This is a genomic window from Synechococcus sp. BIOS-E4-1 (assembly GCF_014279995.1).
Taxonomy (GTDB): domain Bacteria; phylum Cyanobacteriota; class Cyanobacteriia; order PCC-6307; family Cyanobiaceae; genus Synechococcus_C.
This window is the reverse complement of record NZ_CP047935.1, coordinates 753,599-766,367: the sequence shown is the minus strand read 5'-3', so window position 1 is coordinate 766,367 and position 12,769 is coordinate 753,599. Positions and strand designations below refer to the sequence as shown.

The following is a 12,769-nucleotide window of genomic DNA, read 5'->3' as shown; positions in this document are numbered from 1 at the left end:
CTATGGGTGAGGTTGAATTCAACCAAGCTTTTGATCGGATGTACGGTCGGCAGCCGACTGCTCGTGAAAAGCGTGAAGCGATGAGCGCAGTTGAGAGACTTGCCGAGCAAGAGGCAGGTGCACGGTTCATCGACGAACAGGATCGGGATGCGCTGCTTGCTTATCAGCAGAGAGAAGACGACATCTTTAATCTCTTCCCTGGCGATAGACCAGACGAACTTCGTAGCGTCATCGGCCCTGGTCTTGAGGACCATACCTATCAAGCCCCTGGTGTTTACTCAAGACGAGTGAGTATGGAGACTCCTGCAGCAGAGCTTTCGCCAGCTGAAGCTCGGACAAAGCTGCAGGCCATCGATGCGATCAGGGGACAGATCATCAAGGGAGCAATGCTTACAGGCGGTGCTGCATCAGCTGCTGGCTTGATCAACGCTCTCCAAGGAGAAGGCCTTGTTGGGTCAGCAATCACGCCTGCTGCTCTAGGCCTCCTCGCTGCAGGAGCTGGTGTAGGTGCAGGAGCTATTGCTCACAGAACCTCACGATTGCCTAGCCGTAGGTACGTTGAAAGGATCGGTCAGCTTGAGGATCGATTCGGGCCAGAGAAAGTTGTCAGCAAGATCGGCCTTCTCGACAACGCCATTGAGAAGCAAGCAATGGAGAACGCGCTGATGTCAGGAGGCCTGACCTCTGCAGGTGTGTCTACCTTGGGCCTGATCAACGCCATGGCCAACAGTCCTGACCGTGACATCGAGATGTATCCCTTCCCCTGACTGCTGAAGGGGATGACACTAGCCCTAGTGCCGTAGGGGGTTGAGACTCCATCTGCAGTGCCTAAAATGAAGGGTCACTTGATCTCGAACTCATGAAGGGTTTGTACGCACTGCAAGAGCAGATCGATCGGATCACTGCCCCGATGCTGGAGATCGAGGAGCTGGTTGCTCCCATGCGCAAAATAGAAGAGAAGCTTCTCGGGCCAGAGCGCAGGATGCGCGAAGCGATGGGCCTCCCTTCCAAGTCAAGTCAGCACACCTCCTACAGGTCAAGCCATCAGGGCACTGTTAAAGCCGTGGGAATTTCAGAAGAGCAGGCAGTGGTTAACCAACGCCAGGCTGCTGTTAACGAGAAAGCCGCGATCGAACGTGAGCGGATGAGGCTCGACATCAACAGGATTCTTGAAAAGGATCAGCAGGGTATGTACGTGATGAAGCTTCCGAACGGGCTGTACCTGAATGTTGGCTGGGGCAGTGACCTTGATGAGCGCATCAAAACCCATGAGTCAAAAGCTGGTGGTGAATGGATCTTGATGGCGAAAACCTATGGCGTCTCCAAGACTGAAGAGGGACGGGTCCACGCCAACCTCAAAGCAGCAGGCCATAAGCGATACGGAAACAAGAAAGAGGAATACGAGAACACCCCCGAGCTAGTTGCTGATTTAAGAAAAGCTCGACTTATTCCCGACGACGTTTCTGACACAGACTTCTTCCAAGGAACGCTTGCTCTCTGACTCAACCCTCTACTCGTGTGTTCAGCTTGAGCGGCTGGACACTTTGCTTGTGGTTCACTGCAGCAAAGAGTTATGAGTAAGTCAGGCATAGCGAGAAGAAGCAATGGCAAAGATGTACCTTGCAACGTTGAGTGAAGCAAACAACAACGATATCGCTCGACAACAGTGGTTACTTGAAAACGTCTGCTCTCGCTTTGAATTTATTCGAACTGTCTCTCACTCGGTAAGAGATGACAGCTGCGGAGAGATGACTTCGTTAATTCAACTGTTGTCAAAGGTATACGCAGCCTCATCATCACCACAAGGACACCCGCCTAAATACCGCGAAATCTACAAGGCTCTCGAGGAGATGCTGCACAAGTACGAAGAGCAGTGGGATCCTGAACAAGTCGCTAGGGCAAGAGAAGAATTCGCACGCAAGGGAGATGATTTAATGAATGAACTCGAAGAGATAGAAGAAAAGCGCGACGTAGAAAAGCTTGAGCGTCTACCAGCCTTCACCTTCTTCTCGCCTAACGCTCGGAGACATCGTCGCCAGAGATAACACGACAATCAATCTTGTTAGATTATATCGGTAACCAATGCAATACATATGCCTGCTTAAAAGAAAGCACAAAAGAAAGTAGACTACGGCTCACCTACTTCAGACCATACTGTTTCTTCAGATGGAGACTACATCCATGTAGCTGGAGGGCAGGTTTACAAGCGAGTTGTCATACCAGCTGGAGAAGGTTTGTCAGTTGCCGAGCCTACTGAAGATTTAACATCCGCAGAGTTCGAGGGAACGCCGAGAGAATCAGGATTGAGCGAGGAGCTTCCATGGCAATCATTATGCAAACATAAAGACGTGTGCTTTTAAGTTGCGTATCTTTGACAGCATCAGTTGTCTACATAGCTAGTCTTTAAAGACTGATGATTAAATGCAATGGGTCTTACGTGTGAACATAAGCTAGCAATGGTATTCGAGTCAGAAGATGTAGCCCTTCGTGTGTTTAACAGACTCTTATCTGAAAGCAAAACAACAGAGCCCTTCCCTGGTGGCCTTGCTGATGCTCACTGCGAAGAAGGCTTCAATGAATATGGCGTGACTATCGACGATAAAGAAAGCAAGCTAGAAGATAATTACTTTGTACTTTCGTCTGGTGGTTACGGAGCATTCGCCTATAATGAGTTTGCTTTACGACCATCTGAAAGGGAGGACTTCATCGGCTGGGTCTCGATGATCCAGAGCATTCAAGGTGAAGAGGAGACGATCGACCACGTTTTGAGTGGTGAATCCTTGGACGATCCTATTGGGTTCAATATGTATTCACTCCCCGAGGAAAAGGTATGGCCCTTGCCTGTTACTGCTGATGTCAAATGCGAGAAGTATGAAGAGCAGAATGGTGAACCACCGAGTGACGAGCACTATGAAAAGTGGGAGCAGCAATATCAAAAAGATATAGAGGAACGTCCAGCAAAGATGCAAGAGCAGTTCCAGATACTCCTCTCTCGAATGCGTGACGGTGGTATGTCTGATCTGTAGCAGCACAGCACCGTCAAGCACTCACGACCATCGACTCATCTACTAAAGCTTCAAGTCGCAGCCACTGCGGGTGCTTCATCTGCTTCAGCTTCGGTAGCTGTGTCTTGTGCGGCTGCAGCTTCGATTGACTTCAGACGCTCCACCAGATTGTTCCAGGTCTCAATGTTTGCTTCACTAACAATCCTGTCCTTTAAGTCATAGCTATTCAGATCCTGGTAATTCTGAAGCAGTGCGCTTGTACAAACCTGGAGAAGCACATTGACAGGTTGTGCCTGGACAAGATTTGATACGTAAATGGAAGCGAGGAGCTGAAGCTGCTTATCATTAAAAATAGAATCGCTCATTTTTAATTATCACGAGTACCAATTAACTATAGCTACTGCTTATATTTAATTGGGGATTATTTGTGTAGTGATAAACCTAATAACAAGGTAGTGCTATCCACCAGACATTATCACTCAAGATGCTAGCGACTCACTGGGATTTCAAGGAATACGATCTTATCTCTTTGCAAACATTACGCTACACATGTAGTGTGATTACTCTTGCAAATGTGACTGAAATGCAACCGACAATGACGCTATTAATATCCACAAAAGATACAATCTATAGCTAGACTAATAGTATAAATAAGAATGCAAATGAAACCAATTACAGAACTACTTACAACAGAACAACTCAAGAAAGACTTCGCTCAATACAAGATCATCAACCCGCTTCTATTCGCAAGGAAACTGAATAAGCTGCTCCGCTCTGAACGTGTGCGCCGTGAGGTTCACCGTGCATGCTTGGCCTTCGATGCGGTGAAGAGGTGGGAATGCCTAGAGAATTACAACTTCGACAGGTATGTAGAACCACGTCGTCCCTTGAAAGACGAGAAGTATCTACTGCCTTGGCAGGTGGTGACCATGGACTGGGACTGTTTCCTCCCACCAGGGCGTAGGCCGAACTATCACCAGTTTGTAATGGCAGCAGGTTGTCACTGGCGTGCTGGCTACGACCTGATGCTGGCTCGTGAGCTAATGCCAGAGCACGACTGGGTTGTTGTCTCTGCAGAAAAACACACGATGGTTATGGCTCCTGAAGCACAACTCATCTGGGACATGAGCTTCTATGCCATGGGCGTTGATGCACAGTCAGCTCTCGAGCAAACCTTCGGTGAGGACCTCGACAACACTGACTACGATTTATACGAGGATGACTTCTCCTTTTCTCTTTACACTATTGAGCTCATCAATATTCTCGACACGATTGATAACAGCAGTAAAGACAAGGTTCAACTAATTAAAGACGTCAAACTGATCATGGATGGCGTTGACCCTGATGAACTTGCAGTGCAACGAGAGCTTGTCGCTGCTTAACCTTGGACAAAAGAAAAGCCCGACGAGTGCATGCGTCGAGCTTCTCTCTATCCTTGAGCAAAAGCAAATGAACTTAACTCTTTTGCTCTTTTAATCCTAACAATCAGCAACAAATAATGTGTCTTGGAATTAGATCTATCTTGACGGTTTGAGAAGAGATAACCAAGACTATATTCATTTTAACCATTACCCTTTTTGTCAAGAGACTCTCGTAGCATTGAAGCAAAAGCCCTGTCAATGCAGGGGCTTTCGCGGGTGTGTAGGCTTGAGAACGCAGGTAGGCTAACCCTCAACAGTTGGCACAGAGTAAAAGTCTTTGCAAGCACACCTCCCTCCAGCTGCGCCCTCCAATTCCTCATCTGAAAGCTCTGTGACTTGAGCGTTCTTCAAGTCTTCAGCAGAAATCTTAAACCCAGCCTCTTTCGCAATCGCAAGAACTGCATCAGTATTAGCTGCAGCTTTCAGCTTCTCCTGAAGGCTGGTGTCTGCTTTGACCTTCTCCAAGAAGGCTTTGAGTGCCGTTTGTATTTGATGTGCGGCTCAATCAAATCCCAGAGGAGTGGCATCAGGTTGCGGTGAGATTTAGACGGGCGAATGGCATCCGTGATGGTGATAGGGAGCGAAGGTTTTGGCAGTTGCGTTGAGGAGATATAAGTAGATGTAAGGTTAAAGAATGCGGAGGCTTTATTCGCTGTGCCTTGTATTTTTTGTGGATGGATTAGGCGGTTGGATGGGTGAAACTAGTGACTGTTTTATGGATAATGGTGCCAGGTATTGAAGGCTGATTTATGGGGTCAGTCAGACCATTGAAGCAATAAAAAACCCCTGTCAATGCAGGGGCTTTCGTGGGTGTGTAAGTCTGGGCTTGCGAACGTCTATCGAATGCAGTCGGGGTTGCAGGACCAGTCTTCCCTAGTGCAGTCGTAACCACCCCCAGCCGCGCCTTCAAGTTCCTCATCTGAAATTGACGTCCGAACGTCATCAGCAGAAATACTAAACCCAGCCTCTTTCGCAATTGCAAGAGCTGCGTCAACATCAGCGGCTGCTTTGAGCTTTTCCTGAAGACTGGAGTCGCCTTTGACTTTTTCGAGGAATGCCTTGAGTTGTTCTTCTGACATAAGGGAAAGAATGTAGATAATTCAATTGTCTCTTCTGCAGGCTGCATTGTCAGACTTCAGTGAAGAAGGTTGTCGCTCCAGCCACGCCCATAGCCACCCAGCACATCGCCAACGATTTCCCAGCTCTACCTCAATCCTTCTTCTGCCGCCCTGCAGAGGTGGTGGGACCTGACTTGGTGGGCTGTCGGCTGGTGAAACGCCAGAGCGATGGAGGGGTGTTGTGGGGCGTGATTGTGGAAACGGAGGCGTATTCACAGGACGAACCTGCCTGCCACGGCTACCGCAGGCGTTCGCCGCAAAACGAGACGCTGTTTGGTGAGCCTGGGCGGTTCTGCCAGAAGTATCGCCATCACGCCAAGGGAGGGGCTAAGTGCCATTGGGGCTCAAGGATGCTGAAGCGATTGGTTGGGAGCAGTAGAAGCAAGAAGAAACGGGTCTCACCAGGGCAACAGCAACTCCCTTTTGCTTTTGATGTTCGGCTCAATCAAATCCCAGAGGAGTGGTATCAAGTTGCGGTGAGATTTAGACGGGCAAATGGCATCCGTGATGGTGATAGGGAGCGAAGGTTTTGGCAGTTGCGTTGAGTGGATATGAATAGATATAGGACTAAAGAAAGCTGAGGCTTTATTTGCTGTGTCTTGTATTTTTTGTGGATTGATTAGGCGGCTGGGCGTGTGAAAGCTTTGACTGTTTTATGGATAATGGTGCCAGGTATTGAAGGCTGATTTGTGGGATTACTGGCGAGATTGAAGAAATAAAAAAACCCTGTCAATGCAGGGGGTTTGAGTGTATTGGCTGTGGTCAATCTCTAACGGCAGTCCTGATCTTCTAGCAACACAGTGATGGGTAACATATGTCAGTGGCACAGCCAGTGACCCCCCTACACACACCAGCATATTAACACAGTGCACCTCTGTCCAGTCGAGACACCAGTGACCTTCCCCCCAGATGCATTTTCAAGCTCTTCTTCTGAAACCTTTGATTGAGCGTTCTTCAAGTCATCAGCAGAGATGCTAAAGCCAGCCTCTTTTGCAATCGCAAGAACTGCGTCTGAATCAGCAGCAGCTTTGAGTTTCTCCTGAAGGCTGGTGTCTGCTTTGACCTTCTCCAGGAAGGCTTTGAGTTGTTCTTCTGACATAGGTTTCAGGAGTCTTTAACGGTTATAGCATTGATATCTTCTAGTGTCTTTGTCTGACAACCATCTATCAATCTGCTTTATCGACAACCTCCCGTAGTACAGAAGGTAGAAGCATCTTCTCAAGCTCCTTTCTTGCGATCAGGATTTGAGTGAGCTCTTCTTCTTCTACCTGCTCTTCATGCTTACGTTGCCAGATGTCGTCTTCCATGTTCACTTCTTCTCCTCAAGATAACGAGCTACCAGTTGATCATGGTCTGCCAGGAAGGAACTCAAGACATGCCTAATACTGTTGGCTCTATCGCAATCGATGTGCATTGCATACCAAGTGAGAAAGCCTTCCTCAAAGTCAGTAAACCTGACAGTGATTTGATTATTTCGTTTAGGTGTCGTACTCATGATTCGTAGCCAGTAAGTGAAAAATTGAAGAAGCCTGGAGTACCTGGCTTATGTGAACGCAGGAGCTGGAAGCAAGGACTGATGAACTGTTTCTGTGTCTTTCCCATGAAGGGGCAGAGATAACGCCACTGTTTATCGCTTTCGTTGGCGTAGTGGATTAGCGTTCCAATCCCTATGGCAGAAGTCTCACTGAAGCGTTCCCAGTTCTGCTCCATATAGGACCAGGCTCTCCAGTAGTGACCGTCGTCAAACCGTGAACAGGTTGCAAGCCATGGCTCCTTGAGGTCATCACTGATGCCTCGACAAGCCATGCCAACCTTGGTCCATGACTTACGGTCAGTCAGTACCTCCTCTGACAAGACGTCGTTCTCCAGAATCCAGAGTGCAAGCTGATAGTCCTGCTCGTTCTCTTCCTCGGTACGTCGTGCCTTTGGTTTGAGACGTTCTCCCTGTTGTTCACGGAAGTCAGCAATCAGCTGATCCATCAGATCTACAGGCATGCAGCCATCGTTCAAGTAGAGCCAGCTGTCGGTTGAGCAGGGATACGTGCTCTTTGTTCCGTCATCTCGTTGGAACTCGACGGGAGTCTTACCGTCGTTGCCATACATCAGCTGGCCAACAGTCTTACCGCAGTCGTCCTGCAGTCCTTCAATGCCGAGCTCTCTGCAGAAGCGGTCATAGATGTATTCACTGACTGCGATGCGCTCGACGTGGACAGCTGTCCTCTCCAATGCGATTGCAGTCGTGGGCTTACCTGTGTTGAAACTTCTGCCAACACGGAACAAGACACGAGATCTGACCTGTCCATCAACTCCCTTCTTCTCTGCAGTGACACTGCTGCTGGCACTGGGCCAGATCGCAATACCGAATGCCTTAAAGACAGGCAGTTCGGCAATCACAGCAGGATCGATGCCTTCATCCTCGTCAATAACAACGGTGTCACCTCCGAAAGCGTTGGCACCAGAGCGATAGCCACCTCTGAACAGCGATGGACAGAACGCATAGCCCTTACGAACAAACTCATTGATGAGATCACCAAGAGGCAGAGCAACGTTTTGCCATTGCTCGTGCTCTCCTTGATGTCGGGTCTTGTTCGTGCAACAAGTATTGGTCGAGACCGTGACTCGAATGTCCTTGGGATCCATTGCTCTGACCTCGATCAGAACGGCAGATCATCAAGGCCGATAGCGGCATTGCTGGTATCGACACCGTCGACGTCATAACCAGACTCGTAGTCAGTAACAGGGGTCTGGGCCTTTTTACCACCACCGTTGTACCGCGACTTACCCGCAAAGCTCACACATTCTTGAGCAGTAGTGATGGCCAAGCTCACGTGGTCATAGGGGTTGTACGTCGTGCCCTTGTCATCAGTGCGAGCTTCCGTGCTCTGCTGACGACTCAACGATCCAACGACTGCGACGTTCTTGCCTTTGAGGTGAGCAACGTCAGCCTGTGCTTGCTTGGTCAGCTTCACGGCGAGTGGACTCTTGTCATCTTCAACACTGCTGTTCAAGTGAATGAACTCCATTGACCAACCCTTGTCTTGGATCTGACCAAACAGAAAGACGGTGTTGCTGTGGGGGTCGACGTCAGGTCGCGGATGCACAGGCCTGACGGTTGCAGCAGCGACATGAAGCTTCAGTTGACGATCAGGATTTCCTGCCAGCTCTGAAGGTGCGTAATCCATCTCGACAGGACCAGTCACCTGGAAGCGGAAGCTTGCTCTCCCTTTTGCTTGTGCTCCCTTATCGAGAGCTTCGATCTGTGCACGAGCAGCCTCCGCAGCAGAGATCTCAACAGGGAACCAGATATCGGTATTGCCTTGAGCGTTCGCAGTCATCGTGAGGATTCCTCCTTCGACGGCATAAGTACCGACCTTGGCAGCAACAGTGGCCACGATCATTCCGCAGTGAGCTGGCGAATAATCAAAGTCAGTAAGAGCTTTAGTTTCAGTGGACATAATTAATGATGATTGTTGATCTTTGTATAGGTACTGCGCATACACACAGCTGATAGCAATTTGAATATCAATCTATTCACATCGCTTTCAATAATATAAACGATTATTTCTATAATTGAGGATCTTTGAATATCTTTTCCAGACTCTCATATATTAGAAATGTGACTAGATATTAACAAGTGCAAAACAAATGCCCTTGCCATTCAACCAGAGCAAAGCGTCAGATACATTGCAATGACTATGCACTCATCAATTCAAGCGCCTGCTCTGTTGCTGACTGATTAACAGATACTCCAGGAGTGACCGTCGCTTTCATCGTCTGCTTGGTCTTACAACATTCTTCAAAGACTCTTGCCATCTTATTGACAACGTGCGCCTGGGCTGATGTCATCTCACCTTGAAGACGTTCAAGGTCATACAGGCAATAGCTACTTTCACATACGACAGGCTCGGTATCGACGAACTCAACATCAGCTCCGATAGTGAGCACTGCTGTTCGCGTACCCCTACCAATTGCCAACTCACCGATAGCAGGGATGACTTCAGAACCCTTTGCAGCGTCTGCTTCCACCATCAGATCCTGAAAAGCTGCAAGGTCTTTGGGCCTGGTGACACCGATGGTCCTACATAGCCAGCTCAAGTATTCGGTCTTGGCCAGAGGAGCCTTTGAACGGCGCTCGTAATCATCCAGAACAGTCGCCGCTCTCCTGTTGATCACCTTGTGCCCATTCGTCTTGAACGTGTCTTCAAGGCGACCAGAGAACACGGTGAAGACAGGTACTCGTCCAATGCCAGGAACAACAGTCGAGCCATGAGGACTGTCGAGCTGAACGCAAGAAGCAATAGTGCATCCGCTTCTACTGCTCAACTCACGGAACCCATCAAAGGCAGCCAGCTGCTTCTCCCTTGATTCGCTAACGGCCACAAGAAGACCGACCATGCTCGGGATCTCCAACACACCTTTGTCTGCATTGACGACACGCGTTTCGATACCCATCAACGCAAAGAACTGTTCAATCAAATAAGTCTTCATTCGCTTTTCTACTTCGTTTTTTAAGTCTAGTCTTTTATATTGCTAAACATGACCTCATCCTTGTCTATTTTAGATGAACTTCGATGCATAAAAAAGCCGCTCATATCGAACGGCTTCCTCTTGACCTTTCACTAATCTAGCAACAGTCAATCAATAATGCAGACAGACTTCTTCTTCCCCTTCCGCATCCCAGAGCCAGCCTCCTCACACATCTTTGACAGTTTATATGTGTGCACATAGCGATTATTAACTACTTGCTGCCTCCTATCCAGGAAGGACAAACGAGCTGCACTGGTATGAGCAATGCCCGTTATATTCCTCAACTTCTTCGCTGTGTATTGCCGCTGAAATTCAGAAGGGTTATTGGTTTCAAATACCCAGCAGGCCAGGGTCTTCGCATCCACCCAAGCGTTGTCAGCATTGACCTCGCAAAAGAAGTCGACCAGTCGGCGGTCAAGATAGTTTTGAATTTGATTGTGTTGATAAAGTTGATTCATGATGAGACCCAGATTGATACTTTGATCAGAGTGTTTGCCTCTGTTTCTATTTTAATTCACATTACTTTCGCGAGATTGCTATAGTCAATGTATAGGGAATGATATACAAATATTCCTTTTGACCTATCGACAGTTAACCAATGACTAGTAAATTAGTCGCTCAAGAAAATGTCAGGATGACACTTGAGCTTAAACATAAATTCAACCAGCTAATCGATGAGGGCAACCTCAACAAATCCTCCGTACTCCGCTCTCTTGTTGAGCAATGGATCAAGCAGCAACAAGGAAGGAGTTGAGGAGATGAACATGACGATTCAAGAACCATCAAAGAACGCAAATAGTATTCTGCTGTCCACTAATCCTAATCCATCCAATCACAATTTGCGTGAAGGAGAAAGTGAAGCTTATTTCGCCTTTCAGGATTATGTCTCCACGGCTAGTAAGAAAGGGGGAAGAGTTAAGTCTCAAACAAATAGCAATACCATCGATGCTCTTGCAAAGCTGCTGGGTACTTACCCAAGTGTTGAGCCTGTAGCAGTCAAGTTCGTTGCTGAACTCTGGGACATGTCTACCTACGAGATCAGGCAGAGCGTCGCCAAGGCTTCTGAAATTCTCGACAAGACGCAGCAGTACGCCGATGCACTTGGCAGCTTGGCTCCGAAGTTTGAAGCTGACTTCAATATTGAAGACCTTCTACCACCAGCTGTCGCATCCATCATTCAAGACTCCTGTGACCGCAGCGGTACTGACTGGAAGTCCTCTGTCTTCCTGCTGCTTGCAACGACAGGGACCTTGCTCGGAAGCAAGATCATGGGCCATTCAGGAGTGAACGGCTCCGACCCGATCCCGCCCAACCTGTATGTCTTCTGCTGCGGAGACACAAGCTCGTTCAAGAGTGTCACCTCAAACAAGTTCATCACTCCACTACGTCAACTGCGCCGCATGATGAACACGCTGCGTAAGAGCGCGCTTGAAGAAGCCAAGCGGCTTGATGACCCAGCCCAACAAAAGGCAGAAGTCAGACGTCTTCAGGACAACCTCAAGGACTACATCTCTGAATCGCTGTCGTTCTCTGCTGAAGGCTTTGCTCGTGAGCTCTCAAAACAAAAAGCTCGCTCTGGCTTTCACCTGCATCAGGACGAAGGCTCTGACCTTTTGGCTTGCAACCGCTACGGGAACAACGGCAATAGCGGTGCTGGCGTTCAGAGCATGGGACTCTTCATCAAGATGCTTGTTGAGGCCTACACCAAAGAGCTAACCAATACTTTCACTCGGGCTAACAGCGACAACAACATCGAGTTCCGTGCACAGTCCGTCACCCTGACTGCCAACCTCCAGCTCCGTTTCATCACAGAGATCCTTGACTTTGCAGAGGATTCAATGGGCTGGACGAGCCGCACTCTTGTAGTCGAGTCAAAGGCAAAGGAAGGTTCTTTTGGACTGAACACCACTGACCCAGGTGACGCATCTATCGATCCGATTCAGGAGTACATCTCCACTCGCTTGATCCCGTGGTGCCTTGATATAGATCGAATGGCTGCAACTCAAACAGATGTGCTTGGCAATGTCATCGACTATCAAGTGCTTCACCTAGATCGGTATGACGGAGCTCAAACGCTTTACAACGACAGCGTTAGAGACCGTATGGAGATGGCTTCTGACATGGAAGCCGAGAGTAAAGAGGCAGGCCTTCGTTCCTTCTTGAGGAAGACAGGTGTGCGCGTGATCAAGTTCGCTGTACTGCTCCACGTCCTCGAAACGCTGGTAGGCAAACGCTTCACGTCAGCGAAAGATGGTCAAGGCAATCAAATCCGTACACCGTGCTCTGACGCTGTGCATGCTGTGACCTCAATCCCTATCTCCAAGGAAACCGTTCAACGTGCTCTCAACCTTGAAGCTCTTGCCTGTAGTCAGTACCAACACATTGCTGACATCTGTAGAGCTGCTCCTTCTATTCGGGAAGCCGAGCTAGTACGTGAGGCAACACTCAAACGCCTTGACTATGTACTGCGCAAAATCCGAGAGCACACACCAATCAAAGAGAGTGTCCTCAAGACGAAACTGAAAGGTGTCAAAGGGTTCTCTCGAGAGGACATCACCAGTGCAGTCGTGCAGCTTGAACGACAAGGATGCATTACTCGACTTAAACCAAAAGGTGAACGCACTTATTACTTGACTTACGTTCGAGATCTTCGTCAGTGACTTGCTGATGACAACAGCGCTCCAGCTACGGGGCGCTT

Annotated in this window: 16 protein-coding genes; 7 read left to right on the top strand and 9 right to left on the bottom strand. The window is 48.6% G+C overall.

Features of this window, described 5'->3' with window-relative positions; genetic code table 11:
- Nucleotides 1–80 precede the first annotated feature (80 nt).
- The 4 genes from SynBIOSE41_RS03770 to SynBIOSE41_RS03755 all read left to right on the top strand — a co-directional run bounded on the left by SynBIOSE41_RS03770 (nt 81) and on the right by SynBIOSE41_RS03755 (nt 3,026).
- Complete coding sequence (locus SynBIOSE41_RS03770) at nt 81–767, top strand: hypothetical protein (protein ID WP_222930574.1); 687 nt, start codon at nt 81–83, stop codon at nt 765–767.
- 92 nt (nt 768–859) lie between these two features.
- A complete protein-coding gene (locus tag SynBIOSE41_RS03765; protein ID WP_186539660.1) occupies nt 860–1,501 on the top strand; it encodes a hypothetical protein in 642 nt (213 codons plus the stop codon).
- Nucleotides 1,502–1,604: 103 nt separating this feature from the next.
- Nucleotides 1,605–2,045, top strand: a complete 441-nt coding sequence (locus SynBIOSE41_RS03760) for a hypothetical protein (protein ID WP_222930573.1) — start codon at nt 1,605–1,607, stop codon at nt 2,043–2,045.
- Between the two features lie 411 nt (nt 2,046–2,456).
- Nucleotides 2,457–3,026 carry a hypothetical protein gene (locus tag SynBIOSE41_RS03755; protein ID WP_186539658.1) on the top strand — a complete coding sequence of 190 codons (570 nt, stop codon included), beginning with the start codon at nt 2,457–2,459 and terminating at the stop codon, nt 3,024–3,026.
- 50 nt (nt 3,027–3,076) lie between these two features.
- Here SynBIOSE41_RS03755 and SynBIOSE41_RS03750 read toward each other — a convergent pair whose 3' ends face one another.
- Nucleotides 3,077–3,370: a hypothetical protein gene (locus tag SynBIOSE41_RS03750; protein WP_186539657.1), complete on the bottom strand. Its 294-nt coding sequence runs from the start codon at nt 3,368–3,370 to the stop codon at nt 3,077–3,079.
- A gap of 297 nt (nt 3,371–3,667) precedes the next feature.
- Between SynBIOSE41_RS03750 and SynBIOSE41_RS03745 the strand changes: the two genes are divergently transcribed.
- Nucleotides 3,668–4,387: a hypothetical protein gene (locus SynBIOSE41_RS03745; RefSeq protein ID WP_186539656.1), complete on the top strand. Its 720-nt coding sequence runs from the start codon at nt 3,668–3,670 to the stop codon at nt 4,385–4,387.
- Nucleotides 4,388–4,669: 282 nt separating this feature from the next.
- Here the strand turns inward: SynBIOSE41_RS03745 and SynBIOSE41_RS03740 are convergent, their stop codons facing one another.
- Together SynBIOSE41_RS03740 and SynBIOSE41_RS03735 are read right to left on the bottom strand one after the other, a co-directional pair.
- Complete coding sequence (locus SynBIOSE41_RS03740; protein WP_186540771.1) at nt 4,670–4,915, bottom strand: Nif11-like leader peptide family natural product precursor; 246 nt, start codon at nt 4,913–4,915, stop codon at nt 4,670–4,672.
- Between the two features lie 347 nt (nt 4,916–5,262).
- Nucleotides 5,263–5,505 carry a Nif11-like leader peptide family natural product precursor gene (locus SynBIOSE41_RS03735; RefSeq protein WP_186539655.1) on the bottom strand — a complete coding sequence of 81 codons (243 nt, stop codon included), beginning with the start codon at nt 5,503–5,505 and terminating at the stop codon, nt 5,263–5,265.
- A gap of 59 nt (nt 5,506–5,564) precedes the next feature.
- Here SynBIOSE41_RS03735 and SynBIOSE41_RS17950 point away from each other — a divergent pair, with 59 nt between their 5' ends.
- The gene (locus SynBIOSE41_RS17950) at nt 5,565–6,089 is read left to right on the top strand and encodes a DNA-3-methyladenine glycosylase (protein ID WP_255475931.1); all 525 of its coding nucleotides are present in this window, start codon (nt 5,565–5,567) and stop codon (nt 6,087–6,089) included.
- Nucleotides 6,090–6,385: 296 nt separating this feature from the next.
- Here SynBIOSE41_RS17950 and SynBIOSE41_RS03720 read toward each other — a convergent pair whose 3' ends face one another.
- The 6 genes from SynBIOSE41_RS03720 to SynBIOSE41_RS03695 form a co-directional block, all read right to left on the bottom strand.
- The gene (locus tag SynBIOSE41_RS03720; protein ID WP_186539654.1) at nt 6,386–6,643 is read right to left on the bottom strand and encodes a Nif11-like leader peptide family natural product precursor; all 258 of its coding nucleotides are present in this window, start codon (nt 6,641–6,643) and stop codon (nt 6,386–6,388) included.
- A 67-nt stretch (nt 6,644–6,710) separates the two neighbouring features.
- Nucleotides 6,711–6,851 (bottom strand): hypothetical protein, encoded by a 141-nt coding sequence (locus SynBIOSE41_RS03715; RefSeq protein ID WP_186539653.1) that lies wholly within the window; start codon nt 6,849–6,851, stop codon nt 6,711–6,713.
- A gap of 184 nt (nt 6,852–7,035) precedes the next feature.
- Nucleotides 7,036–8,184 carry a PriCT-2 domain-containing protein gene (locus SynBIOSE41_RS03710; protein ID WP_186539652.1) on the bottom strand — a complete coding sequence of 383 codons (1,149 nt, stop codon included), beginning with the start codon at nt 8,182–8,184 and terminating at the stop codon, nt 7,036–7,038.
- A 14-nt stretch (nt 8,185–8,198) separates the two neighbouring features.
- A complete protein-coding gene (locus tag SynBIOSE41_RS03705) occupies nt 8,199–8,999 on the bottom strand; it encodes a hypothetical protein (protein WP_186539651.1) in 801 nt (266 codons plus the stop codon).
- 238 nt (nt 9,000–9,237) lie between these two features.
- Nucleotides 9,238–10,032 carry a hypothetical protein gene (locus SynBIOSE41_RS03700; RefSeq protein ID WP_222930572.1) on the bottom strand — a complete coding sequence of 265 codons (795 nt, stop codon included), beginning with the start codon at nt 10,030–10,032 and terminating at the stop codon, nt 9,238–9,240.
- A gap of 146 nt (nt 10,033–10,178) precedes the next feature.
- The gene (locus SynBIOSE41_RS03695; protein ID WP_186539649.1) at nt 10,179–10,529 is read right to left on the bottom strand and encodes a hypothetical protein; all 351 of its coding nucleotides are present in this window, start codon (nt 10,527–10,529) and stop codon (nt 10,179–10,181) included.
- A gap of 300 nt (nt 10,530–10,829) precedes the next feature.
- On the opposite strand from SynBIOSE41_RS03695, the gene SynBIOSE41_RS03690 reads away from it, so the two are divergent.
- Nucleotides 10,830–12,731: a DUF3987 domain-containing protein gene (locus tag SynBIOSE41_RS03690; protein ID WP_186539648.1), complete on the top strand. Its 1,902-nt coding sequence runs from the start codon at nt 10,830–10,832 to the stop codon at nt 12,729–12,731.
- Nucleotides 12,732–12,769: the final 38 nt, after the last annotated feature.

Bases quoted from the DNA above. Each gene is read 5' to 3' on its own strand.
- SynBIOSE41_RS03770 (WP_222930574.1), top strand. From the start codon at position 81: ATGAGCGCAGTTGAGAGACTTGCCGAGCAAGAGGCAGGTGCACGGTTC.
- SynBIOSE41_RS03765 (WP_186539660.1), top strand. From the start codon at position 860: ATGAAGGGTTTGTACGCACTGCAAGAGCAGATCGATCGGATCACTGCC.
- SynBIOSE41_RS03760 (WP_222930573.1), top strand. From the start codon at position 1,605: ATGGCAAAGATGTACCTTGCAACGTTGAGTGAAGCAAACAACAACGAT.
- SynBIOSE41_RS03755 (WP_186539658.1), top strand. From the start codon at position 2,457: ATGGTATTCGAGTCAGAAGATGTAGCCCTTCGTGTGTTTAACAGACTC.
- SynBIOSE41_RS03750 (WP_186539657.1), bottom strand. From the start codon at position 3,370: ATGAGCGATTCTATTTTTAATGATAAGCAGCTTCAGCTCCTCGCTTCC.
- SynBIOSE41_RS03745 (WP_186539656.1), top strand. From the start codon at position 3,668: ATGAAACCAATTACAGAACTACTTACAACAGAACAACTCAAGAAAGAC.
- SynBIOSE41_RS03735 (WP_186539655.1), bottom strand. From the start codon at position 5,505: ATGTCAGAAGAACAACTCAAGGCATTCCTCGAAAAAGTCAAAGGCGAC.
- SynBIOSE41_RS03720 (WP_186539654.1), bottom strand. From the start codon at position 6,643: ATGTCAGAAGAACAACTCAAAGCCTTCCTGGAGAAGGTCAAAGCAGAC.
- SynBIOSE41_RS03715 (WP_186539653.1), bottom strand. From the start codon at position 6,851: ATGGAAGACGACATCTGGCAACGTAAGCATGAAGAGCAGGTAGAAGAA.
- SynBIOSE41_RS03710 (WP_186539652.1), bottom strand. From the start codon at position 8,184: ATGGATCCCAAGGACATTCGAGTCACGGTCTCGACCAATACTTGTTGC.
- SynBIOSE41_RS03705 (WP_186539651.1), bottom strand. From the start codon at position 8,999: ATGTCCACTGAAACTAAAGCTCTTACTGACTTTGATTATTCGCCAGCT.
- SynBIOSE41_RS03700 (WP_222930572.1), bottom strand. From the start codon at position 10,032: ATGAAGACTTATTTGATTGAACAGTTCTTTGCGTTGATGGGTATCGAA.
- SynBIOSE41_RS03695 (WP_186539649.1), bottom strand. From the start codon at position 10,529: ATGAATCAACTTTATCAACACAATCAAATTCAAAACTATCTTGACCGC.
- SynBIOSE41_RS03690 (WP_186539648.1), top strand. From the start codon at position 10,830: ATGAACATGACGATTCAAGAACCATCAAAGAACGCAAATAGTATTCTG.